This is a genomic window from Albidovulum sediminicola, from assembly GCF_025751575.1.
Lineage (GTDB): Bacteria > Pseudomonadota > Alphaproteobacteria > Rhodobacterales > Rhodobacteraceae > Albidovulum > Albidovulum sediminicola.
In genome coordinates this window covers 112,487-135,764 of the sequence record NZ_JAOWLA010000009.1, presented here as the reverse complement: position 1 = coordinate 135,764, position 23,278 = coordinate 112,487, and the positions used below count along the sequence as shown (strand labels likewise).

Below are 23,278 nucleotides of genomic sequence, written 5' to 3'. Positions count from 1 at the left end.
GCATGAATTTGACCTTTTGGTCAAGTCGTTCCGGGCGCCTGAGCCAAAGCGCGCGTCATCACCAGCGCGTCGCGCCGGGTGCCGTCGGGGCAGGCATAATAGCCCTTGCGCCGACCGGCTGCGCGAAAGCCCGCCCGATGGTAAAGCGCGATGGCCGCAGCGTTGTCGGCGGCAACCTCCAGGAAAGCCGTCGCCGTGCCGCGCCGGGCGGCCTCGGCCAGGAAGGCCTCGGTCAGGAACAGGCCCGTGCCCTGGCGCCGCGCCTCGGCCTCGACCGCGATGGTCAGCAATTCCGCCTCGTCAACGATCACCCGGCCCAGAACGAAGCCCGTGCCGTGCGTGATCAGGAAGGTATCGGCGCGCGAAAGAAGCTCGGAAAACTCCGCCGCGGACCAGGGGCGCGGAACGGTGAAGGCGCGGGCATGGAGACGCGCCAGGTCCGAGGGGGTCATGGCAGGATGCGGGGCGCGGCATCGCGCGAGGGCGCGGCATCCGCGGGGCGCAGGTAAAGCGGTGCCGGGCGGGGTTGCGCGCCAAGGCGGCGGCCAAGGGCGATCCGCGCGATGGCTGCGGGCAGGGATTTCCGGGGGGCGGCCACCGTGCCGCCGCAGATCGCGGCGATTTCATCGGCGCGATGGCCGATGCAGGAGGTTGCGGCGCCCGCTGGCATCGACGGCAGCGTCTCAAGATCGCACAGCAAGGGGCCGGTGCCGTCCCCGTCGCTGAAGACCTGCACATACAGGCGGCCCTGCCGGGCATCGAGGCTGGTGACGACGGGGCCGGGGGTCCCTGCCGCCAGCGCCTCAAGCGCGGAAACGCCGATCGCCGGGATTTCCAGCGCGAGCGCCAATCCGCGTGCGGCGGCGACCGAGATGCGGATGCCGGTGAAGTTGCCCGGCCCGATGCCCACACCGATCGCGGCAAGATCGCGCCATTCGGCGCCGGCCGTCGCCAGAAGCTCACCCAAAAGCGGCACCAGCCGTTCGGCCTGGCCCTTGTCCATCGGTTCGATGACCTCGCCCAGCAACTGGTTGCCGCAAAGCAATGCGGCCGCGCAATGCGCGGCCGATGTGTCGAACGCCAGGATCAGGGGATCAGGCCGCAACGGGCCGGACCTCCAGCACTTCGGGGATGTAATGGCGCAGCAGGTTCTCGATCCCCATCTTCAGCGTCAGCGTCGAAGAGGGGCAGCCCGCGCAGGCGCCCTGCATGTGCAGATACACGATCCCCCGGTCGAACCCGTGGAAGGTGATGTCGCCGCCGTCCTGGGCGACCGCGGGCCGCACGCGGGTATCGAGCAGTTCCTTGATCTGCTTGACGATCTCCTCGTCGGGCCCGTCATGGGCGGCGTGCGCGCTCTCGTTGCGCTCACCCTCGATGGCGGGGCGGCCGGACTGGTAATGCTCCATGATCGCGCCGAGGATCGCGGGCTTGATGTGGTCCCAAAGGACCGCCTCGGCCTTGGTCACGGTAACGAAATCCATGCCAAGGAAGACGCCGGTGACGCCTTCGACCGCGAAGATGCGCGCGGCAAGGGGCGACTTCCCGGCGGTGTCCGGCGCGGGGAAATCGGCGGTGCCGGTCTCAAGGACCGCCTGGCCGGGAAGGAACTTCAGCGTGGCCGGGTTCGGCGTGGATTCGGTCTGGATGAACATTTCTAGTCTCCGACTGTTCCAGTCGGATATGCGCCTCGGACTGCGGCAAGTCAAGGCGAGCGGCGCGACCGAATGGGGCGCTCCGAGTGAAAAGGCTCAGGTGATCGCCTCAAGCCGATCCTTTGAAATCTCACCCGGAACGATGGTGATGGGGATGGGCAGATTGCCCGAGGACCGCGACATCTGTGTCACAAGCGGCCCCGGACCCGACTTTTCGGTGCCTGCCCCGAGGACCAGAACCCCGATCTCCGAATCCTCGCGGATCAGGTCGAGGATCTCGTTCACCGGCTCGCCCTCGCGGATGACCAGTTCCGGGTTGACCCCCTGGCGGTCGCGCATCCACTTGGCGAAGACCTCGAAATGCGCCTCGATCCGTTCACGCGCCTCTGCGCGCATGATGTCGGACACGCCGATCCAGTGCTGGAACTCATCCGGCGGGATCACCGACAGAATCGTCACCCCGCCCCCTGTGTGGGCCGCGCGAAGGGCTGCGAACCGCATGGCGTTCAGGCATTCGCGGCTGTCGTCGAGCACGACAAGGAACTTGCGCATGATAACTCCCTCTTGCGCGGGGATCATGGCGTCTTGCCGTGGTTCTGGCAACTGGCACGATGCGCGCGGGCGTTAAGCCGCCGGAAAGCTTGATCGTGATCCCATGTCCCCGATGCCCGGACGGAGACGCGCGATGACACCCGGAAAACGCTTGTTCGATCTGGTGCTGGCGCTGGCCCTTCTGCCCTTGCTTCTTCCCGTCATCATACTGCTGGCCGGGCTGATCCTGGTCTGCGACGGGGCGCCCGTCTTCTACTGCGGCGAACGGATGGGGCATGGGGGACGGCCCTTCCTGCTTGTCAAGTTCCGCACCATGGGCGCGCATGCCGAGACAGGGGCAGCGACGGGCGGGCATTCGCAGGCCAGCATCACGCGCCTGGGCCATGTGTTGCGCCGCCTGCGCCTGGACGAACTGCCGCAGATCTTCCACATCCTTCACGGCCGGATGAGCTTTGTCGGCCCCCGTCCGCCCCTGCGCCGCTATGTTGAGCTTTACCCGGAGCTCTACGCCCAGGTGCTGATCAGCCGCCCGGGGGTAACGGGGCTCGCGACAGTGCGGCTTCACGGGCAGGAGGCGCGCCTGCTTGCGCCCTGCCGGACGGCGGCGGAAACCGATGCCGTCTATCGCCGCCATTGCCTGCCCCGCAAGGCGCGGCTGGACCGCTTCTACGCACGCAGGCGGAGCCTTGTCCTTGACCTGAAGATCATCCTCGCGACGGCGGTTTCGATATTTCTGCGCCGGGTCTCCAAGGCTTAACCCGCCGGTAAGCACGATGGGCGATGAACGTCGTGACGCGGCAGGAGGTGCAGAATGCAGCAAGCCGAACGAAGCAAAGCTTTCCCGTCTCGATGGAACGGCCGCCTGGCGGAGGCGGCGGCGCTGGTGCTGGCCCTCGGCGCGGGGATCGCGCCCGCGGCCCTGCTTTGTGCGCCTGTCGTGCTGGCTGGTATCCTTCTTGCGCAAGAGGAGGGGGCGGCGACCCAAGGGCGGCGGCGCGCAGCGGGCGTGGCGATCCTTTGGATGGCGGCGCCGCTCTGGACCATCGCCTTCCCGGCGCTGTCGGGGGGCGAAACGGGCACGACCGCACTGATCTACGCCGCGCTTTGCCTCCTTCTGGTGAAGGCCGCGCCGGCCCCGCGGTCGTGCGCGGCAATCGATGCCGAGGCGATCTTGCGGCGCCCCGCCCGGTCCCTTGTCCCGCCACCCGTGGCAGCTTTTGCAGGTCGGAACCTGCTCGTGACCGGCGCGGGCGGGTCCATCGGAAGCGAGATCTGTCGTCAACTGATGATCCTTCGCCCGGCGCGGCTGGTCCTTTTCGAGCAGAGCGAGGCCGCGCTTTACGAGGTGGATCGCGCCTTGCGCGCCATGCCGGGCGCGGCGGCGGTGCGGATCGTGCCGGTCCTCGGTTCGGTTGCGGATGAGGCTGCGGCGCTTCGCGCGCTCCGCGAAAACGCCATCGACATTGTCCTGCACGCTGCCGCCTACAAGCATGTGCCGATGGTGCAGGCCAACCCGCGCGCGGGCCTTGCGACGAACACGCTGGGAACGCTGACCATGGCCCGCGCGGCGCAGGCGGCCGGCGTGGGGCGCTTCGTCCTGATCTCCACCGACAAGGCGGTCAGGCCGGAAGGGGCGCTTGGCGTTTCAAAGCAGCTGGCCGAACAGGCGGTGCTCGACCTGGCTTCCCGGCCCGGACCGACGTGCTTTTCGGTCGTGCGCTTCGGAAATGTCTTCGGGTCGTCCGGTTCGGTCGTGCCGCTCTTTCTCGAACAGATCGCGCGTGGCAGGCCGGTCACTCTGACGGATCCGGCCGCGACCCGCTATTTCATGACCGTGCAAGAGGCGGTGGGGCTGGTGCTTTGCGCCGCCGGGATCGCGCGGGGGGGCGAGGTCTTCGTCCTCGACATGGGCGCGCCGATCGCGATCGGGGAGCTTGCCCGGCGCCTGATCGCCGCCGCAGCGCCCGAGGGCGCGGATGTCCCGATCCGCGTCACCGGGTTGCGGCCGGGCGAGAAGCTGCATGAGGACCTGGCCTGTTCGGGCGCCCTGGAACCCACCTCCGTGCCGGGTCTGTTCACCGCACTGGCCCCTGTGCCCAGCCAGATCGAGGTCGCGGCCACGTTCCGTGCGCTGCGCCGCGCGCTCGCGGGCGACGACGAGGCGGCGCAGGACTTTGTCCGCCGATGGCTGGAGGCCCAGGCCACCGAGGCGCGCGTCGGGCGTGACGTTTCGCGCCAGCAGGTGTTGCCATGAGGCAAGCGGTCGTCGTGCTGGGCATGCATCGCAGCGGAACCTCCTTTCTGGCCCGCAGCCTCGCCTCGCTGGGCTATGCCCTGCCCCGGGACGCCCAGCCGGGTGCCGAGGACAACCGCCATGGCCATTGCGAGCCGCGAGCAGTGGTGGATCTGAACGATCGCATCCTTGCGGCGGCGGGCGGGCGCTGGGACCAGGCGGCGCCTTTCACGGCTGACGCTGCGGCGGAGGTCTGTCCCGACCTTTCGCGTGAGATGCGCGAGGCGCTTGCGGAGAGTTTCGGGGCAGCGCGCCGGATCGTGCTCAAGGATCCGCGCCTCTGCCTGACCTTCGGGCTCTGGCGGCCCGAGCTTGCGGCGATGGGCATCGATCTGCGTGTTCTTGTGGCCTTGCGCCACCCCGTCGCTGCGGCGCAGTCGCTCGCGCGCCGCAACGCCCTTCCGCCGGATTTGGCCGGGCTCAGCTGGATGGCCCATGCCCAGGGCGCGCTAGAGTCGTCCGAGGGGTTGCCACGTGCGATCCTGACCTTTCCGGACTGGGTGGCCGAACCGGGCGCCTCCGCCGACACGATCGCTGCGGCGCTGGATCTACCGCGCCCGATGGCCGAGCTGTGGGCCGACGGGGCGCAACGCCAGTTCTGCGCGGACGACCTGCACTGCTTGCCCACGGGGTCTGCGCAGGGCCGGCTCATCGCCGCGACGAATATGTTCGACGCCTTAAGTGGTGGCGATGACCCGGTGGAAACCCTTGCCCGGTTCCGCCCCATGATCGCGCGCGCCCAACGCGCCCTCGCGCCGCTCGACCGCTATCGGCTGGGTGAGATCGCGCGGTACTCGGGTAAGGTGCCTGCTCGCGACAGTCTCAGGGCCGACCGGTTGGAGGCCCTGCTGGCGCATTCAGAGGCGCGCGCAACGGTGCTGACCGCGCAACGCGACCGGGCAGAAGAGACGGCCCGTGCCGCGGCGGACCGGGGCGCCCATGCGCGGGCCTTGCTGTCGCGCCGCCTGGCGATCGCGCGCCGCGCCGCGACGCTCGGCGGTCAGCGTCGCGGGGCGGAGGCTCTGGCGCTTCTGGGCCAGCTTCGGGCCGCCCGCCGCGCGCTGGCGCTGCGCCAGGGCGAAGCCGGGGCGGCGGGCGCCCGCGCGCAGGACCTCGATCACCGCCTGACCTGCGCGCTTGCGGAGTGCGCCCGGCTCCGAACCGAGCGCGACGCGAACGACCGGCGCGCGACAGACCTTGCCCAGCTTGTTCAGAAGGAGAAGCAGACCGTGCTACGCCCCATCTACAGACGCCTTTATCGCGGTGGCGGATCGCTCTTGCGCAACCTTCTTCCGGCCGCGCAGGTGGACCGGATCAAGCGCCTTTTGCCACATCCGGAGGGCATACCGGTCGCGCTGTCCATGGTGCCGCCGCCCTCTGTGGCGCGGGACGTCGGGATACCCCCCCGCCCTGCCGCGGGCGACAAGGCCGACATCTTCATCCTCTCCATCATCAACTGGGACTTCCGGACCCAGCGCCCCCAGCATCTGGCGCGGGAATTCGCGGCGCGGGGCCACCGCGTGTTCTACCTGGAAATGGAGGGCGCCGAAGCGGACACCACCTTGCGCCCCGTCGCCGACGGCGTCTGGGTGGTGCGTCTCGCCGATCACGGGGTCGGCTTCGTGCGGCCCTATTCCGGATGCCCCTCGGGCCGGCAGGTCGAGGGCTGGCTGGCCCAGTTCAACGCGCTCTGCGACCGGATCGGCGCCTCGCCCTGGCGCCATATCGTGGTGGAGCACCCCTACTGGTGGGCTTTCGCCCGGCACCTGTCACCGGAAAACCGCATCACTTTCGACTGCATGGACGAGATCGCGGGCTTCTCCAACACCGAGGCCCATGTGCTTGCGGCCGAGGAAGAGATGGTGGCTGCCTGCGACCGGCTTGTCGTCAGTTCCGATTACCTGATGGCGAAACGCGGCGCCGGCCGTGCCGCGGCGCTGGTGCGCAATGGCGCCGACATCGCCCACTTCACCGGCGCCACGGATGCGCCCTTGCCCAGCCGGATCGCTGATGCCCTGCGCCCGGGGCGGTTGAGGGTCGGCTATGTCGGCGCGATCGCCGAATGGTTCGACGAGGCGTTGTTGGCGGAGGTTGCCGGCCTCGCGCCCGATGTCGACTTTCACCTCTGCGGGGCGGTTACTGCACCCGGACCGCTGAGGCTGGCCGACCTGCCCAACGTCTCGCTGCATGGTGAGATTGCCTATGCCGAGGTTCCGGCATTCCTGCAGGCGATGGACGTGATGATCATTCCCTTTCGGCTCTTGCCGATCATCGCCGCCTGCGATCCGGTCAAGTTCTACGAATACTCGGCCGCCATGCGCCCGACCGTTGCGACGCCGATGCCGGAGCTGCGCCGCGCGGGCGATCTTGTCCGCACCGCGGACAATGCAGCGGATTTTGTCGCCGCGATCCGCACTGCCGCGGCCTCCACCGACCCGCTGGGGGGCGAACGGCTCAGGAACTATGCGCTTGCGAATACCTGGTCGGGCCGCGCGACGGCGATGCTGGCGGAGATGGAGCGCGCGCCCCTGGTCTCGATCGTGATCCTGGCCTGGGGGGATGCGGCGCTGACGATGACGGCCGTGCATGCGCTCTTGGGCGAGAGCCGGATTTATCCCGCGCTTGAGGTGATCGTGGTGGACAACGGCTCGCCTGCTGAGGAATGCGCGCGGCTTGCCGACTATCTCGCGCGCTTCCCCGAGGCGCGGCTGATCGAGAACGGCGCCAACCTCGGCTTTGCTGCGGGCAACAACGTGGGCATCGCGGCCGCGACGGGCGACCACGTCCTGCTTCTGAACAACGACACGTTCATGGCCCCGGGGGCGATCTGGGCGATGGTCACGCATCTGGAGCGCAACCCGCAAATCGGCGTCGTCGGCCCCCTGACCAACAACATCGGGAACGAGGCCCGCGTTGCGGTCGATTATGCCGACATGTCGGCGATGCGCACGGCCGCGCGCGGGCTGACCCAGGGCTTCCGCGGGCGCTGGACGCCCTTGCCGGTCCTCGCCTATTTCTGCGCGATGTTCCGCCGCGGGGATCTTGAGAGATTCGGCCCCCTTGACCCCGCCTATGGGCGCGGCATGTTCGAGGATGACGACCATTGCGCGGTGATCCGCGCGCAAGGTTTCGAATGCGCGCTGGCCGAGGACGCCTTCGTCCATCATCACCTGTCGGCAAGCTTTGCGCAGGTGGAGCCCGCCGAGCGCCGGGCCCGGTTCGAGGCCAACCGGCGGACCTATGAGGAGCGCTGGGGGCCCTGGGCGCCGCATCGCTACCGCGACACCCGCCCCGCCCCGGCGTGGGAGGCCGCCTGATGCGCACCGTCATCTGCCACTACCACATCTACAAGAACTCCGGCACCAGCTTCGACGATGCGCTGGCCCGCAACTTCGGAGAGGCGCATCTGAGCTTCGATGGCCCTTTTCCCTATTTCGCCATCGACCGGACCCAGCTGGACCGCATCATCAGCCGCAATCCCGGCCGCCGCGCCTTTTCCTCGCATCAGATCCGCCTGCCGGTGCCGGCCTCGCTTGACTACCGGGTGCTGGCGGCGACCTTCCTGCGCAATCCGTTCCTGCGCGTGGCCTCAATCTGGCGCTTCAAGCGCGCGCATGCCGACGGGACACGGACCTCGGACCTGGCCCGGCGCCTCGGGTTCGCGGACTGGCTCGATCAGGCGCTTTCCGACCCGCAGGAGATCACCCATGTCTCCAATGCCCAGACCCGCATCCTGGGCGAGGACGGGACGGGCCGCCTGCTGATGCGGCGTGGGGCGGGGCGGATGGAATACAATCTGGAACAGGCGCGCGCGAATCTGAGGAATGTCGCGCTCCTGGGGCGAACGGATCACTACGATGCGGATATACTGCGCATCGCGCGGCTTCTGCGGGCCGAGGGGATCGACTTCGACCCGCCCCCGCCGCGGCGCCTGAATGCCACGGATCCGAGCATGGGGCCGGTCGAGGAACGTGTCCGTTCCCTTTTTGCTGACCTGCCCGAGGCGCTCGGGGCACGGCTTGTCGCCGCCAACGATCAGGATCTGGCCCTTTATGACCACGCCAGCCACTTGATCGAGGCGCGCGACCGGGGCTGACCCCCCTTCAACCGCGCCGGAATTGGTGCGCCGGCGACGGCCTGCGATGCGTCCGGGCAAGGTCTTGGTAACCCTTCGCGTCGAAACCCGCGAATATTCACCACTTCGCAAGAGCTCGGCCCGACTCTTGGTGGCGGGTGAAGAACGGGTGACAAGCGATGATCGGGGTCCAGCATATGGCCACGCTCGGCGGCGGTAGCGTGCCGGCCGGGGTTCGGGTGACCGATTTTATTGTTCAGACGACGGCCACCGGCAGCGTCCTCTACGCGGCGACGGCGGCGAATGGCGTCCTGGGGTTCGGCCTTGGCGCCGGGGCGACAGCAGTGGGCATCGGATCGGCCAGCTATGCGCCGGGCGCCGACGTTTTCGGCCCGCCGCGTCTCGATGTTCTTGAACATGACGGCAGCCGCTGGCTTTTGCTGGGCGGGCGCTTCCCCGCCGAACTGACGGGGATCGGCCTGACCACGTCCGGGACAATGGGGGCGGTGGCCTCGTTCTCGGACGGTCCTGGTGGGGACTTTAACGCGGCGGACCTCGCCGTGCTTGACCAGGGCGGGACCGCCTGGATCTTCGGTGCGGATGCGGCCGGCGGCGGGCTCATCGCCTGGTTCATCGCTCCGGGCTCAACCACGCTGACGCCGACGGCGGGGTTTCCCGATACCGCGCTGACCTATCTTGCGTCGCCGTCGGTCCTGACCTCGGCGACGATCGATGGGCAGGGCTGGGTCTTCGCGGCCTCTGCGACGGAACATGGGGTCACCGCGCTCAGGCTGGAGGCGGGCGGCGCTCTCGTTCACGCAGGTTCCCTGGGTCTGGCCGAGGGGTTCGGGCTGAACGCGCCGACCGCGCTGGAGCTCGTGGGGCAGGGCGGGCAAAGCTATCTGCTCGTTGCCGACGCGGGCAGTTCATCGCTTTCCGTTCTGCGCCTGGACGCGGACGGCTTGACGCCCACCGATTTCGTCATCGACACCGCGCATACACGCTTCCAGCATGTCACCGCGCTTTCCGCCCTCACCGTGGGGGGGCGCACCTATGTCGCCGTCGGGGGCGGGGACGATGGCGTTTCCATCTTCCGGCTCCTGCCGGACGGGCGCCTTTTTCTCGAAACGACGATCGCGGACACGGCGGGGACGTCGCTGGCCGATGTCGCCGCGCTTCAACTGGCACTTGTCGGGACGGAGATTCAGCTTTTCGTCGCTTCCGGATCGGAGGACGGCATCACCCAGTTCCGACTGCAAACCGGAACGACAGGGCTCGACCGGATCGGCACCAATGGGGCGGACTCGCTTACGGGCTCGGGCGCGGACGACATTCTGTTTGGCGGGGCGGGCGATGACACGGTGGCGGGCGGCGGCGGGAACGACATCCTCATCGATGGCGCGGGCGCCGATGTCCTGCGCGGCGGTACGGGTGCCGATGTTTTCATCTTCTACGCGGACGGGGCCCTTGACCGGATCGAGGATTTCAACATCGCGACCGACAGGCTGGATCTGTCGGATTGGCTGCTTCTGAACGGTGTGGGGCAGCTTACGATCGAGCCGACTGCGTCAGGGGCGATCCTGCGCTACGGGTCCGAGGTACTTGAGATCCTGACCGACGACGGGACCGCACTGCTGCCTGGCCAGTTCAGCGACGCGAACCTGCTCAATCTGCCGCGCCCGGCGGTCGAACTCATCCACCGTGAGCGTGTCCTGTGCGGAACGCCCGGCGCGGACCGGATCACGGGGTCGGTCTTCGCCGATCAGATCCAGGGCGCGGGCGGTGACGACACGATCACCGGGGGTGACGGCGACGACAGCCTGGCGGGCGGGGAAGGCGCGGACCGGCTGGAGGGCGGCGCCGGGGCCGACTGGGCGGACTACGCCACCGCACCGGCGGCGGTGACGGTCGATCTCGTCACGCCCTCGAATAATCTGGGCGAGGCGCTGGGCGATACCTATCTCTCGATCGAGAACCTCCGCGGCTCGGCCGGGGCCGACGACCTGCGCGGTGACGGTGGCGACAATGTCATCGAAGGCGGTGCGGCGAACGACTGGCTGACCGGGCGCGCCGGCAACGACACGCTGCGAGGTGGCGCTGGGATCGACAACCTCGTCGGCGGAGAGGGCGCGGATCTTCTCGACGGGGGGGAGGGGTTGGACCGGGCGGTCTATTCCGACGCGACCTCGGGGCTGCGCATCGATCTTCTCAACCCCGGGACCAACACCGGCATTGCCGCAGGCGACATCTTCATCTCGGTCGAGGCCGTGCGGGCCTCCGCCTATGCCGACGAACTTTACGGCGACCTGGGCAACAACACGCTGGACGGGGGTACCGGCAACGACGTGATCTACGGGCGCGCGGGCAACGACTGGCTTCTGGGCCGGGCGGGCGACGACCTTGTCGACGGGATGGAGGGCAACGACATCCTGTTGGGCGGCCCAGGCGCCGACCGCTTCGTGGGCGGCGCGGGCATCGACCGGGTCCATTACGGCGATTCCGCCGTGGGGGTCCTCGCCGATCTGATGATGCCGGAGCGTAATACCGGCATCGCCGCCGGGGACAGCTACGAGGGGATCGAGAACCTTCAGGGTTCGCAGGGCAATGACACGCTCTGGGGGGACGACGGCGGCAACATGATCCTCGGCGCGCGCGGCAACGATCTGATCTACGGGCGCGGCGGCAACGATTTCCTGATCGGGCTGGATGGCAACGACACGCTCTTCGGCATGGCGGGGGACGATACGCTGGAAGGCGGCGCGGGCGCCGATACGTTCGTTTTCGAGGCCGGCAACGGCATTGACAGGGTCAAGGACTTCGAAATCGGTCAGGATGTCCTTTGCTTCGACAGCAGCCTTGCGGCGGTCTCCGGGATGGATGCAATGACGGTGATCGAGACCTATGGCCATATGACGGACGCAGGGGCGACCTTCGATTTCGGCGACGGCGATGTCTTCATCATCCGCAATGTGGCGGACCCCATGGATCTGCTGGGCGATATCGTCATCGGCTAGGCTCATACCCGTCCGAGCATCGTCGCGAGCGCCAGCGACAGGTCGCCCGCGCGGCTCTGCCGGAAGAGCCCCGCCGCCCGCAGTTGGCGCAGGGCGCGCAGGCCGCGATCCCCGCGCAGCCGCAGGAAGGCCTCAAGGCAGTCGCGGCTTTCCGGCGTCAGGATGCTGGCCGCGCGTTTCAACTCCGCCGTGTTCGCGCCGTTCCAGGCCGCGAACTTTCCCCGCAGGAGGAAGGACAAGCGCCGAAGCCGCGCGGGCAGCGACAGGTTCGCCCCGATCTGGTTGGCCTCATGCTGGCGGTAGAGGAGCGAGGGCACCGGGTCGTAGAGGACCTGGCCGCCCGCGCCTGACACCAGCTGGTAAAGCCACCAATCGTGGCAGACCGCGCCATCGGCAGGGCCGGCTCGTCGCGCCAGCGCACGGGCCTTCGCGTTCAGCACCATGGTGTTTCCGCCGGCGAAGCTTTGAACCAGCGCGTTGCGAAAGGCCGGGGCGCGCCGTGGCAGCGGCGACATGCCGCGGATCGTCAGGTCGGCATCGGCGATCCAGCTCCGGCTACCGTAAAGCGCGGCGTCGTCAGGATGCCGGGCCAGGGCCTCCACCGCGCGGCGCAGCTTGCCCGGAAGCCAGACATCGTCCTGGTCGGCAAAGGCGAAATGGTCCGCCTTAATGCCGGTGTCGCGCAGCAGCGACAGGAAGTTCACGGTGCTGCCGCGCCCCGGCCCCATCCGCCAAACGATCTTCCGATCCGGATGGGCGCGGGCGAACTCCGCGACGATCTCGTGTGTCCGGTCCTGCGACCCGTCGTCCGAGACGTGCAGCGACCAATCCCCATGATCCTGCGCGGCAATCGAGTCCAATTGCGCGTGCAGGTAGCGCGCGCCGTTGTAGGTGGCCAGAAGAATGGCGACATGCGCGCCGGTTTTCATCGGAGTTCCCCTCATCCGTGGTGCGCGAAACATGGGGCGGAAATGGTTAACCGGGCTTTTCCATCTCAAATCTTATGCAATTTCCCTGACTGCCCGCGGATCACGATCGCCCCCGCGAGAAAGAGCGCGCCCGCAATTCCAAGCACATAGGTCACGCTGACGAAGGCTGCGGGGTCAGGTCCGAAGAAGCCCTCGCGCATCGCCTCGACCACATGGGCGACGGGGTTGAACCAGAGCCATTCCGAAAGCCCGGCAGGTATCTGGCGCGTGGTGAAGAGAATCCCGGAAACCAGGAAAACCGGACGGTTCACGACCGACCAGATCTGCCGCCACGACGGCAGGACGCACAAAAGCGCGGCGTTCATCGTCCCCATCCCGGTGCCGAGCGCTGCTGCCAGCGCGAGCGACAGCGCGACCCGGTCGGCCGCGATCTCTGGCAGGCGCGGTTGGCTCAGCACGATCGGCACCAGCACGGCGGCCGCCACGGCGACATGGGTCAGAAGTTCGAGCAGCGCGCGCGCGATCAGCACGTCAAGGGGCCGCACCGACCGGTAGGACAGAAGCCCGCGGTTCGACGGCAACGCGGCCATCAGGGCCGATGTTAGCGAATTGTACATCAAGAACGGGATAACTCCCGTGGCGTAGAAGAGTGTGAAGCTCGACCCCAGCGGAGGTTTCGGCGCGATGAGGGCGAAGGCCAGCGACAGGATCGCAATCCCGCCCACGGGTTCGGCCAGGGCCCAGGTGTATCCGCCCCAGGACCGGCCGAAGCGGGCGCAGGTCTCGCGCAGGATCAGCGCGGCGACAACGCGGGCGGTGCTGGCGTACAGGGGGGCGGTCGGGGTCATCCTCGTTCCTTTCACGGCGGTTGGGCGACCGCGATCCTGCCCGCCGATGGTTAACAAAACGGAGTGTCGCTGATGTCCCAGACCGCCCCCGCCATGCCGCTCCGCCCGGTTCCCGTGTCGCCTGCACCTGCGCAGGCGGGCCTTCCGCCGCAGGGCGCGCGTGTCGGCCTCTTGCATGTCCGCGCGCGGCGGCGGCGTCGCGGATGGCTGGCGCTAAGCTTCGTCGTCGCGGTGTTGCTGCCGGCCCTCGCGGCTGCGGCCTACATGTTCGGCTGGGCAGAGGACCAGTATCACTCGCGCATGGCCTTCTCCGTCCGTTCGGAGGCTGCGGCCGCCCCGGTCGAGCTTGGCCTTCTCGCGGCCGTGGGTGGTGTGGGCGGCGGGGCTGCCGCCGACGCCGACATCCTTTTCGATTACATCACCAGCGAGGAAATGGTGGCCGCCGTCGATGCCCGCTTCGATCTTGGTCATGTGTTCCGCCCGGTTGAGACCGATCCGGTCTTCGCGCTGCCCGCCCGCGCCACCCGCGAGGACAAGGTCGACTACTGGCGCCGCATGGTGCGGGTGCGTCGCGATGCCGGGACCGGGCTTCTGGACGTTGAGGTGCGCGCCTTCCGCCCGGAGGACGCGCAAGCGCTGGCCGCAGAGATCCTGCGCGAAAGCGACGCGCTGGTGAACCGGCTGTCGGAGCAGGCCCGACGCGATGCGATCCGCTTCGCCGCCGCCGATCTGAACGAGGCCGAGGCACGGCTGCGCGCGCAACGGCGCCTTCTGGCCGAATTTCGCGACCAGAACCGCATCGTCGATCCCCAGGCCGATGTCGAGGGGCAGATGGGCCTCTTGAACGCGCTCCAGTCGGAGCTTGTTCAGACGCTGGTTGAGCGTGACATGCTGCTGACCTATGCCAAGGCCGACGACCAGCGGGTGGCTCAGGCCAACCGGCGCGCCGATGCGGTGGGCGCCCGGATCGAGGCGGAGCGGGAAAAGCTGGGACTGGCAGGTGATACCCGCGCGATGGCCGCCCTTTTGGGCCGGTATGAGGCCTTGCGGACGGACCTGGAATTCGCGGCGGGCGCCTATACGCAGGCACTGGCCGCCCACGCCGCCGCCCTTGCCGAGGCGCGGCGCAAGGTGCGCTACCTCGCGGCCCATGTCGCCCCGACCCGCGCCGAAAGCGCCATCTACCCGCGCCGCCTTAGCCTGACGGGCCTGGTGGCGCTTGGGCTGCTCCTGGCCTGGGGGATCGGCGTTGTCCTGAGCTACAACATCCGGGATGCAGGATGAACGACGCGCCGCACCATCCCCGGGATCTCGGGCTTGAGATCAAGGCGCTCGCCAAGGGCTTTCCGTCGCCCGGCGGCTGGCGGACGCTTTTCGACGGGTTGACCCTGCGGCTGCCCGCGGGGGCGCGGGTGGCGCTCTTGGGCGCAAACGGGGCGGGCAAGTCGACGCTTCTGTCGATCCTTGCCGGGACCCAGCGGCCCGACCGGGGCCTGGTTCGCAGCCGGGGGCGCGTCTCCTGGCCGCTTGGGTTTTCCGGCGGCTTCGCCAACGATCTGACCGGGCTGCAAAACGCCCGGTTCGTGGCGCGGATTCACGGGGCGGACACGGATGCGACGGCCGACTTCGTGACGGCGTTTTCAGAGCTTGGCCCGGACATGCGCCTGCCGGTCCGGGCCTATTCCGCCGGGATGCGGGCGCGCCTGGCCTTCGGCCTGTCGATGGCACTGGCCTTCGACTGGTATCTCGTCGATGAGATCATCGCGGTCGGTGACCAGCGGTTCCGCGCACGCGCCGAGGCCATGTTCCGCGACCGGCTGTCGACTGCGGGGCTGATCATGGTCTCCCACGCGCCAGCCATCCTGCGCCAATATTGCCAGGGCGCGATCCTTTTGCACCGCGGGCAGGCGCAGGTCTTCGACGATCTTGAGGAGGCGCTGGAGCGGCAGGCCGCGCTGGCCCCGGCGTGAGGGAACATCAATCCGCCTCCGCCAGCAGCGCCTCAAGGTCAAGGCGTTCGGTGCCCATTGCCAATTCGCCGCCCGCGTCACGGGGCCAGTCGGCCTCTGCCCGGTCGCGATAGATCTCCACCCCGTTGCCGTCCGGGTCGCGCAGGTAGATCGCCTCGCTCACCCCGTGGTCCGAGGCCCCGTCAATCGGATAGCCCGCCTCCACGAGCGTCCGCAGCACCCGCGCCAGATCCTGGCGTGAAGGGTAAAGGATCGCGGTATGGTAAAGGCCGGTGTGCCCCGGCGGGGGCGGGGTGCCGCCCCGGCTTTCCCAGGTGTTCAATCCGATGTGGTGGTGATAGCCCCCGGCCGACAGAAAGGCCGCGCCCTTGCCGTAGCGCTGCGTGACCTCAAGGCCCAGAAGCCCGGAATAGAAGCCGATCGCGCGTTCCAGATCGGCGACCTTCAGGTGAACATGGCCGATGCGCGTGCCGGCGGGGGCGGTGTAACCCATGGCGGTCTCCCACTGCTTGCCGGTCCAGTATGGCACGGGCGGCGCCTGTGGGAAGCCGCGATTTTCATCGCCGCCCGCCGAGGATCGAAGGCCGCTCAGGGGCGCGAGCGGATCATCCCCACGATGTCATAGGCCTGCCGCAGGATCGGGCTGGCGATCGCGTCGGCGCGTTCGGCCCCGTCGCCCAAGATGCGGTCGATCTCGGCCGGGTCCGCCATCAGCCGCTTCATCTCGGTCGAGATGGGGGAGAGCTTGGCCACCGCCAGATCGACCAGCGCGGGCTTGAAGGTGCCGAAGCCCTTGCCGCCGAACTCGGTGATCACCGCCTCGGGCGTCATCTCGGCGAGCGCCGCGTAGATGTTCACCAGGTTCTTCGCCTCGGGCCGGTCCTTCAGCCCATCAAGCGTTTCGGGCAGCGGTTCCGGGTCGGTCTTGGCCTTGCGGAACTTCTGCGAGATCGCGTCGGCCTCATCCGTCAGGTTGATCCGGCTCGCGTCCGACGGGTCGGATTTCGACATCTTCTTGGACCCGTCGCGCAGGGACATGACGCGGGTCGCCGCGCCCTCGATCACCGGCTCGGTGATCGGGAAGAAGTCCACGCCGTAGTCGTGGTTGAACTTCGCCGCGATGTCGCGGGTCAGTTCCAGATGCTGCTTCTGGTCCTCGCCCACCGGCACATGGGTCGCGTGGTAAAGCAGAATGTCTGCGGCCATGAGCGAAGGGTAGGCGAAGAGCCCCAGGCTCTCGGCCTCGGCATTCTTTCCTGCGGTCTTGTCCTTCCACTGGGTCATGCGGCCCATCCAGCCCATCCGCGCGACGCAGTTGAAGATCCAGGCCAACTGGGCGTGGCCCGGCACCTGGCTCTGGTTGAAGAGGATAGAGCGCTTGGGGTCGATGCCGGCCGCGAGGAAGCCCGCCGCCGCCTCGCGCGTCTGCGCGCGCAGCTTTTCAGGGTCCTGCCAGACGGTGATCGCATGCAGATCGACGAGGCAGTAGATCGTCTCGATCCCCTCGTTCTGCTTCTCGACGAAGCGTTTCAGCGCGCCCAGGTAGTTGCCGAGCGTCAGCCCACCCGAGGGCTGGATGCCCGAGAAGATGCGCGGGGTGAATTTCGAGGTCGCCTCGGCCATGGTCCGTCCCACTTGTCCGTCTGGAAATTTGTGCCCCGCTCGCGTATCGCAGGGGGCAGGTCCCGTCAACGCCGGAAGGAGATCGCAATGCGGCCAGGATATGACGAAGCGCCCTTGAACCCCCTGCCGGGGGTTGTGTGGCTTCTGCTGCTGCCGCTTGTCGCGATGGAGGCGGTGATCGGCCTTGGCAAGGCCGGGCTTGCTGGCGGGGGCATGGGCGAGGCCTGGCGCAATGATGCGCTGCAACGCTTCGCGCTGCCACCGCAACTGCTTGAGGCGATGGTGGACCGGGGGCAATACCCGCTTGAAGGGCTCTGGCGCTTCGTGACCTATATCTACGTCCACGGCAGCTTCACCCATGCGATCTTCGTCGCGGTCTTCCTGCTGGCGCTCGGCAAGATGGTGGCCGAAGTCTACAAGGCCTGGTCGGTCATCGTGATCTTCTTTGGCGCGGGCCTTTTCGGCGGGATCGTCTATTCGCTGGTTCCGGGGATCAGCTATCCGCTTTTCGGGGGATACCCGGCCGTCTACGGGCTGATCGGCACCTTCACCTTCATGCTCTGGGCGCGCCTTGGCGCGGAAAACGCCAACCGTTTCCGCGCCTTCACGCTGATCGGGTTCCTCTTGGGCATCCAGTTGATCTTCGGAGTGCTGTTCGGGGGCACACCCGACTGGATCGCCGATCTGGCGGGCTTCGGCTTCGGCTTCGGCGCGTCCTTCGTGGTGGGGCCCGGCGGGCCTGCTTACCTGCTGGCGCGCATCCGTCAGCGCTGACGCGACAGCCCCGCGCGCAGGTCGGAGGGCCGGAAGGCGCCGGTCAGCATCGCGGCGAGGGCAAAGCTCGCCATGCCGCCCAGGACCACGAGGAACAGGCCCAGAATGCGCGCATGTTCCCGCTCAAGCATGTCCGACATCAGCGTCGTCAGCCCCCAGAGGCAGAGCCCCATCAGCGCCGCCGCCAGCATCGTGCGCGGCAGGCGCTTGCGGAAGCGGTCATCGGCCCTGGCGGCCTCACCCATCTTGCGGGCACCCCACCACAGTTGCAGCGTCATCGCCCAGCCGGACAGGGTCGTGCCCCAGGCGGCGGCGCTGAACCCGATCAGCGGCGCCAGCCCGATCGCGAGGGCCGCGTTGACGATCATCGAATGGACCGCGAAGCGGAACGGGGTGCGGGTGTCCTCGCGCGCGAAGTAAAGCGGTTGCAGGACCTTTTGCAGGACGAAGGCGGGCAGGCCGAGGCCGTAGATCGCCAGCACATAGGCGGTGGGCACCGTGTCGGATGGCAGGAATTCCCCCCGCTCGAACAGGACCGAGATCAGCGGGACCGGGATCACGACAAGTGCGACCGCGGCCGGAATCGTCAGGAAGAGCGCGAATTCCAGCGCACGGGACAGCGCATGACGGCTGCCGCCGGTGTCGCTATTCTTCAGCCGCCGCGACAGGTCCGGCAGCAGGACGATGCCGATGGCGATGCCGACGACCCCGAGCGGCAGTTGGTAGAGCCGGTCCGCGTAGTTAAGCCAGGCGATGCCGCCGTCAAAGAAGCTGCCGACCTGGCGCCCGACAAGCAGGTTGATCTGCACCACGCCGCCCGCCAGCACCGAGGGCGCCGCGATCGACAGAAGCCGCCGCAGTTCGGGCGTGAAACGGGGGCGACGGAAGCGCAGGGCAAAGCCCATGCGGGCGGCCGCGACCCAGACGAGGCCCAGTTGCGCAAGCCCGGTGATCGGCGTCGCCCAGGACAGCGTCAGCCCCATGTCCCAGCCCTGGCCCCGCGCCACGACCATCGCGGCGATGAAGATCAGGTTCAGCAGGACCGGCGCCCCGGCTGCCGCCATGAACCGCCCGCCCGCATTCAGGAGGCCCGACAGAAGCGCGGTCAGCGAGATGAACAGGATGTAGGGAAAACAGATCCGCCCGAACTCCACCGCAAGCGGCAGCCGCGCGTCGCCCGCAAATCCGCCTGCCATCGCCAGCACCAGCCAGGGCATCGCGACCATGGCCACGACCGAGACGCCGATGACCACGACCGCGAGGCCGGTGAAGGCGTCTTCGGCGAAGGCGCGCGCGTCCTCTCCGGCCTCAAGCTTCTTGGAGAACATCGGCACGAATGCGGTGTTGAACGCGCCCTCGGCGAAGAAGCGGCGGAACATGTTGGGAAGCGAGAATGCGACCAGGAACGCCTCGGCCACCGGCCCGGTGCCAAGGTAGGCCGCGATCAGCATGTCGCGCAGAAAGCCGACGACGCGGCTCAGCAGCGTCCAGGCCCCGACGGTCAGAAAGCCCCGGACGAGACGGATGGGCTGCATCAGGCCTGCGCCCTTTCGGCGCCCTCGGTGATGGCCTGCCGCAGCTTGCGCTCAAGACTGTCGCGTTTGCCCTTGGTGTGCAGCTTCAGCCCGAACATGTCCTTGACATAGAACGTGTCCACGACCTGCGCGCCGAAGGTCGCGATAACGGCAGAGGCGATATAGATGTTGTTGTTGGCCAGCGTCCGCGTCAGGTCGTAAAGCAACGCGGGCCGGTCGCGGGTATCGACCTCGATGATCGTGTAGATCTCTGACCCTTCGTTGTCGAAGGTGACATGGGTCGGGAACCGGAACTGACGTTCCCGCTTCTTGATCTTGTCGCGAGTCTTCAGCGCCTCGCGCGCGACGACCTCGCCCTTCAGGGTCCGTTCGATCGTGGTGCGCAGCCGCGGGATATGCTCGGTCTCGTAGGGGTGGCCCTCGCTGTCCTGCACCCAGAAGGCGGCGGTCGCGTAGCCGTCCTTGGAGGTGTAGGTGCGCGCGTCCACAACGTTTGCGCCCACAAGCGCCAGCGCCCCCGCCAGGCGGGAAAAGATGCCCGGGTGGTCGGCCAGTGCGAAACAGGCCCGCGTCGCGTCGCGGTCGAGGTCGGGCTTGATGTCGATGCGGATCTCATCATCCGCGATCCCGCGCAAAAGCTCGGCGAAGACCGCCTGCGTCTCGGTCGAAAGCCCCTGCCAGTAGGGCCCGTAATGCCGCGCGGTTTCCTTGCGCAGATCCTTGAGGTCCCAGCCCTTCAGTGCCTCGCGCAGCGCCCGCTTCTGCTCATCCTCGCGTTTCTCGCGATTGACCGACTCAAGGCCCGCCACCAGTGCGTCGGTCGTTTCCGCATGGAGCCGGCGCAGAAGCATGGCCTTCCAGTTGTTCCAGGTGTTCGGCCCCACGCCCCGGATGTCGCAGACGGTCAGCACCGTCAGCAGGTCGAGCCGTTTCTTGGTCTTCACCACCTTGGCGAAATCCCGGACGGTTCGGGGGTCGGAGATGTCGCGCTTCTGCGCCATGTCCGACATGAAGAGGTGATAGCGCACCAGCCATTCGACGGTTTCGCATTCCTCGGCGTTCAGCCCCAACCGGGGGGCTACCCGGCGGGCGATCTGCGCGCCGAGGATGGAGTGATCCTCGGGCCGGCCCTTGCCGATGTCGTGAAGCAGCAGCGCCACATAAAGCACCCGCCGGTTCACGCCCTCTTCGAGGATCGAGGAGGACAGCGGCAGTTCCTCGATCAACTCCTTGCGCTCGATCTGGGCAAGGGTGGAGATCGTCTGGATCGTGTGTTCGTCCACCGTGTAGTGGTGGTAGACGTTGAACTGCATCATCGCCACGATCGGTTCGAATTCCGGGATGAAAGCCGAGAGCAAGCCAAGCTCGTTCATCCGCCGCAGCGCCCTTTCCGGGTTGCCGTGCTTGAGCAGAAGGTCGAGGAAGATGCGCGTCGCCTCCCGGTCCTCGCGCATGTCCTCGTCGATCAGGTGCAGGTTCGCCGTCACCACGCGCATCGCGTCGGGGTGGATCAGGTAGCCGGTGCGCAGCGCCTCCTCGAAGATCCTGAGAAGGTTCAGCTTGTCGGACAGGAACTCGCGTTCGCTGCCGATGGCAAGGCGGCCATTCTCGATCCGGAAGCCCCAGCGCATCTTCTTGCGGCGGCGGAAGAGGCCGGCCAGAGGGGCCTCGCGCTTGACGTGGCGCGCCTCCAGCACGGTCAGGAAGACCCGCGTCAGCTCGCCCACATGGGTCGCGTGGCGGAAATAGTCCTGCATGAAGTGTTCGACCGCGCGCCGGCCGCCGCTGTCGCGGTAGCCCATCCGCGCGGCGACCTCGACCTGAAGGTCGAAGGTCAGCTGATCGGCGGCGCGTCCGGTGATCAGGTGCAGATGGCAGCGCACCGCCCAGAGGAAATTCTCCGCCGCCTCGAAGGCGCGGAACTCATCGGCGCGCAGCAGGCCGACATCGACCAGTTCCGCCGGGCTGCGTACGCCGTGGATGTACTTGCCGATCCAGTAAAGCGTCTGAAGATCGCGCAGCCCGCCCTTGCCCTCTTTCACGTTGGGCTCAAGCACGTAGCGTTGGCCACCCTGGCGCTTGTGGCGCTCCGCCCGTTCCTGAAGCTTCGCCTCGATGAATTCGGGGCCGGTGTTCTTGAAAAGCTCGGTCCTGAGCCGTTTGCGCAGGTCCTCGGCCAGGGGGTCGTGACCGACCAGGAAGCGCCGTTCCAGAAGCGCGGTGCGGATCGTGTAGTCTTCCCGCCCGAGGCGCAGGCAGTCCTTTACCGTCCGGCTCGCGTGACCGACCTTCAGCCTGAGGTCCCACAAGATGTAGAGCATGGATTCGATCACGCTCTCGGCCCAGGGCGTGATCTTGTAGGGCGTCAGGAACAGCAGGTCGACATCCGAATGGGGCGCCATCTCGGCCCGGCCGTAGCCGCCGACCGCGAGCACCGCGATCCTTTCGGCGGCCGTCGGGCTGGCCAGCGGATGCAGAAGCCGCGTCGCCGCCGCGAAGGTCGCGGCAACCAGCGCGTCGGTCAGCGCCGCATAGGCGCGGGTGATGATGCGCGCCTCCCTCGGGGCGGCGGCAAGAGTCTCCTCGATGGCGCGCAGGCCCTCCTGCCGGCCGGCCGCCAGCGCCTTGACGATCGCGCCGCGCCGGGCGCGGGTGTCCGTCGTCTCTGCGGTCTCGCTGGCCAGCGCGGCGATCAGCGCCTCGGTGTCCCAAAGCGTCAGATGGCCGAGAAGCGGCGCGGCCTCCTGCCCGGGCGCGGGGGCAGCCGCCTCAGAAACCGGCGCCACCGAAGCTTCTCGGAGCTGGGTCGATGATGACGATCTGGCCATTGCGAAGCTCGGCCACGGCGAGTGCGCGTTCGTTGGTCCCGTCGGAGCGCAGGCGGAACACGCCGTTCACCCCGGCAAAGCCCGCGCGCTGCGTCAGCGCCGATCCCGATAGCGCATCCGGGGCGCCAGAGCGGGCGAGCGCCCCGATCGCGGCGATGCCGTCATAGGCCAGGCCCGAGATGGGCAGAGGGATGGAGCCGTATTTCGCCGCGAACCGCGACTGGAAGCCGGAGGCGGGCGCCGGGTCGGGCAGCGCGAACCACCCCCCCTGCAAGCCCGAAAGCGTCATGTTGGCCGGAGAGGTATCCCAGCGCGTCAGCCCGATCAGCTTGACCGCGTTGGTATCGAGGCCGTTTTCCGGCAGAAGCTGCGACAGCAACTGCAACGCGCCGCCGCTGTCCGCGGTCAGGAAGACCGCCGTCGCGCCCGAGGCCTTGATCTGCGCCACGATCCCGGGCGCAGCCCCGATGATGCCCTGCTGCGAGAACTCGTAGCTCATCGTACCGGCATGGGCGGCGGGAGAACGCCCGATGGCCGACTCGATGGCCCGGCGTCCGGTGTCGCCGGCCGGTGTCTGCTCATGCAGGACGAAGATCCGGTTGCGCCCCTGCGCGGCGGCGTAGCGCACCAGCCGGTCGGCGGTGTTGGGATAGGTCTGGCCGAGGACAAAGACATTGCCGCCCGCGATGTCGGTCACGTTGGAAAAGGCCAGGACGTTCACGCCCGAGGACGCGACCGCGCGTCCCGCCGCATTGGCGGACTGGGCATAGACCGGGCCGAGAATGATCGCCGCGCCCTCTGAGACGGCCGTTTGTGCCGCGCTCGATGCGCCGGCCGGGTCGGCGGCGGTGTTGTAGACCCTGAGATCGACGGAGGCGCCCTGAAGGTCCGCCGCCGCCATTTCCGCCGCCTGACGCAGGTTCTGTGCCAGCACGTCGTCCGCCGCGTTCCCCGATCCGCCGGGCACCAGAAGTGCCACCGGAACGGGCTTGCCGGGTTTCAGCCCGCCCCCACCCATCGGGATCGGCCCGCAGGCGGAAAGCGAAAGAAGCGACAGCGCCAGCCATGCCAGAGGCTTGCGGGCGGATTTCAAAACGGCGAACATGAAAAAGACCCTCGTCGTGGCGCGGCTGAACCTTGCGCCGACCCTATGCGTTTCACGGCGCGAAGTAAACTTGCAGC

General features: G+C 68.1%; 19 protein-coding genes. 8 read left to right on the top strand and 11 right to left on the bottom strand.

All coding sequences use genetic code 11. The features are described 5' to 3' along the window. Positions 1 to 20: 20 nt before the first annotated feature. The 4 genes from rimI to OE647_RS11190 form a co-directional block, all read right to left on the bottom strand. A complete protein-coding gene (gene rimI / locus OE647_RS11205) occupies positions 21 to 452 on the bottom strand; it encodes a ribosomal protein S18-alanine N-acetyltransferase (RefSeq protein ID WP_263721813.1) in 432 nt (143 codons plus the stop codon). After that, positions 449 to 1,105, bottom strand: coding sequence for a tRNA (adenosine(37)-N6)-threonylcarbamoyltransferase complex dimerization subunit type 1 TsaB (gene tsaB, locus OE647_RS11200; protein WP_263721812.1), 657 nt, complete (start codon positions 1,103 to 1,105; stop codon positions 449 to 451). The genes rimI and tsaB overlap by 4 nt, the downstream gene beginning before the upstream one ends. Then, entirely contained in the window at positions 1,095 to 1,655 is a 561-nt protein-coding gene (locus OE647_RS11195) for a NifU family protein (RefSeq protein ID WP_263721811.1), read from the bottom strand. The genes tsaB and OE647_RS11195 overlap by 11 nt, the downstream gene beginning before the upstream one ends. Before the next feature lie 96 nt (positions 1,656 to 1,751). Beyond that, positions 1,752 to 2,207, bottom strand: coding sequence for a universal stress protein (locus OE647_RS11190; RefSeq protein ID WP_263721810.1), 456 nt, complete (start codon positions 2,205 to 2,207; stop codon positions 1,752 to 1,754). 133 nt (positions 2,208 to 2,340) lie between these two features. On the opposite strand from OE647_RS11190, the gene OE647_RS11185 reads away from it, so the two are divergent. The 5 genes from OE647_RS11185 to OE647_RS11165 all read left to right on the top strand — a co-directional run bounded on the left by OE647_RS11185 (position 2,341) and on the right by OE647_RS11165 (position 11,589). Continuing rightward, positions 2,341 to 2,964 (top strand): sugar transferase, encoded by a 624-nt coding sequence (locus OE647_RS11185; protein ID WP_263721809.1) that lies wholly within the window; start codon positions 2,341 to 2,343, stop codon positions 2,962 to 2,964. A gap of 54 nt (positions 2,965 to 3,018) precedes the next feature. Then, positions 3,019 to 4,461 (top strand): polysaccharide biosynthesis protein, encoded by a 1,443-nt coding sequence (locus OE647_RS11180; RefSeq protein ID WP_263721808.1) that lies wholly within the window; start codon positions 3,019 to 3,021, stop codon positions 4,459 to 4,461. Next, on the top strand, positions 4,458 to 7,817 hold the full coding sequence (locus tag OE647_RS11175) for a glycosyltransferase (protein WP_263721807.1): 3,360 nt from the start codon (positions 4,458 to 4,460) through the stop codon (positions 7,815 to 7,817). Before OE647_RS11180 ends, OE647_RS11175 begins: the two co-directional genes overlap by 4 nt. After that, on the top strand, positions 7,817 to 8,596 hold the full coding sequence (locus OE647_RS11170) for a sulfotransferase family 2 domain-containing protein (protein ID WP_263721806.1): 780 nt from the start codon (positions 7,817 to 7,819) through the stop codon (positions 8,594 to 8,596). The genes OE647_RS11175 and OE647_RS11170 overlap by 1 nt, the downstream gene beginning before the upstream one ends. Before the next feature lie 158 nt (positions 8,597 to 8,754). Next, positions 8,755 to 11,589, top strand: coding sequence for a calcium-binding protein (locus OE647_RS11165; protein WP_263721805.1), 2,835 nt, complete (start codon positions 8,755 to 8,757; stop codon positions 11,587 to 11,589). A gap of 2 nt (positions 11,590 to 11,591) precedes the next feature. On the opposite strand, the gene OE647_RS11160 is transcribed toward OE647_RS11165, so the two are convergent. Then, positions 11,592 to 12,518, bottom strand: coding sequence for a glycosyltransferase family 2 protein (locus tag OE647_RS11160; RefSeq protein ID WP_263721804.1), 927 nt, complete (start codon positions 12,516 to 12,518; stop codon positions 11,592 to 11,594). Between the two features lie 65 nt (positions 12,519 to 12,583). Continuing rightward, complete coding sequence (locus OE647_RS11155; RefSeq protein WP_263721803.1) at positions 12,584 to 13,366, bottom strand: ABC transporter permease; 783 nt, start codon at positions 13,364 to 13,366, stop codon at positions 12,584 to 12,586. 72 nt (positions 13,367 to 13,438) lie between these two features. Between OE647_RS11155 and OE647_RS11150 the strand changes: the two genes are divergently transcribed. Together OE647_RS11150 and OE647_RS11145 are read left to right on the top strand one after the other, a co-directional pair. Continuing rightward, positions 13,439 to 14,650, top strand: coding sequence for a hypothetical protein (locus OE647_RS11150; protein ID WP_263721802.1), 1,212 nt, complete (start codon positions 13,439 to 13,441; stop codon positions 14,648 to 14,650). Continuing rightward, positions 14,647 to 15,336, top strand: coding sequence for an ABC transporter ATP-binding protein (locus OE647_RS11145; RefSeq protein ID WP_263721801.1), 690 nt, complete (start codon positions 14,647 to 14,649; stop codon positions 15,334 to 15,336). The genes OE647_RS11150 and OE647_RS11145 overlap by 4 nt, the downstream gene beginning before the upstream one ends. A 7-nt stretch (positions 15,337 to 15,343) precedes the next feature. On the opposite strand, the gene OE647_RS11140 is transcribed toward OE647_RS11145, so the two are convergent. Then, the gene (locus OE647_RS11140; protein ID WP_263721863.1) at positions 15,344 to 15,829 is read right to left on the bottom strand and encodes a VOC family protein; all 486 of its coding nucleotides are present in this window, start codon (positions 15,827 to 15,829) and stop codon (positions 15,344 to 15,346) included. Between the two features lie 95 nt (positions 15,830 to 15,924). Next, positions 15,925 to 16,959, bottom strand: a complete 1,035-nt coding sequence (trpS, locus tag OE647_RS11135; RefSeq protein ID WP_263721800.1) for a tryptophan--tRNA ligase — start codon at positions 16,957 to 16,959, stop codon at positions 15,925 to 15,927. 87 nt (positions 16,960 to 17,046) lie between these two features. On the opposite strand from trpS, the gene OE647_RS11130 reads away from it, so the two are divergent. Beyond that, entirely contained in the window at positions 17,047 to 17,733 is a 687-nt protein-coding gene (locus tag OE647_RS11130) for a rhomboid family intramembrane serine protease (RefSeq protein WP_263721799.1), read from the top strand. Here OE647_RS11130 and murJ read toward each other — a convergent pair. Genes murJ through OE647_RS11115 form a run of 3 tightly spaced genes read right to left on the bottom strand, consistent with a single transcriptional unit; the run spans position 17,724 to position 23,201 of the window. Next, positions 17,724 to 19,268 (bottom strand): murein biosynthesis integral membrane protein MurJ, encoded by a 1,545-nt coding sequence (gene murJ, locus OE647_RS11125; RefSeq protein WP_263721798.1) that lies wholly within the window; start codon positions 19,266 to 19,268, stop codon positions 17,724 to 17,726. The genes OE647_RS11130 and murJ overlap by 10 nt on opposite strands. Beyond that, positions 19,268 to 22,096 (bottom strand): [protein-PII] uridylyltransferase, encoded by a 2,829-nt coding sequence (locus OE647_RS11120; protein ID WP_263721797.1) that lies wholly within the window; start codon positions 22,094 to 22,096, stop codon positions 19,268 to 19,270. The genes murJ and OE647_RS11120 overlap by 1 nt, the downstream gene beginning before the upstream one ends. Beyond that, positions 22,038 to 23,201 (bottom strand): penicillin-binding protein activator, encoded by a 1,164-nt coding sequence (locus tag OE647_RS11115; RefSeq protein ID WP_263721796.1) that lies wholly within the window; start codon positions 23,199 to 23,201, stop codon positions 22,038 to 22,040. The genes OE647_RS11120 and OE647_RS11115 overlap by 59 nt, the downstream gene beginning before the upstream one ends. Positions 23,202 to 23,278 lie beyond the last annotated feature (77 nt).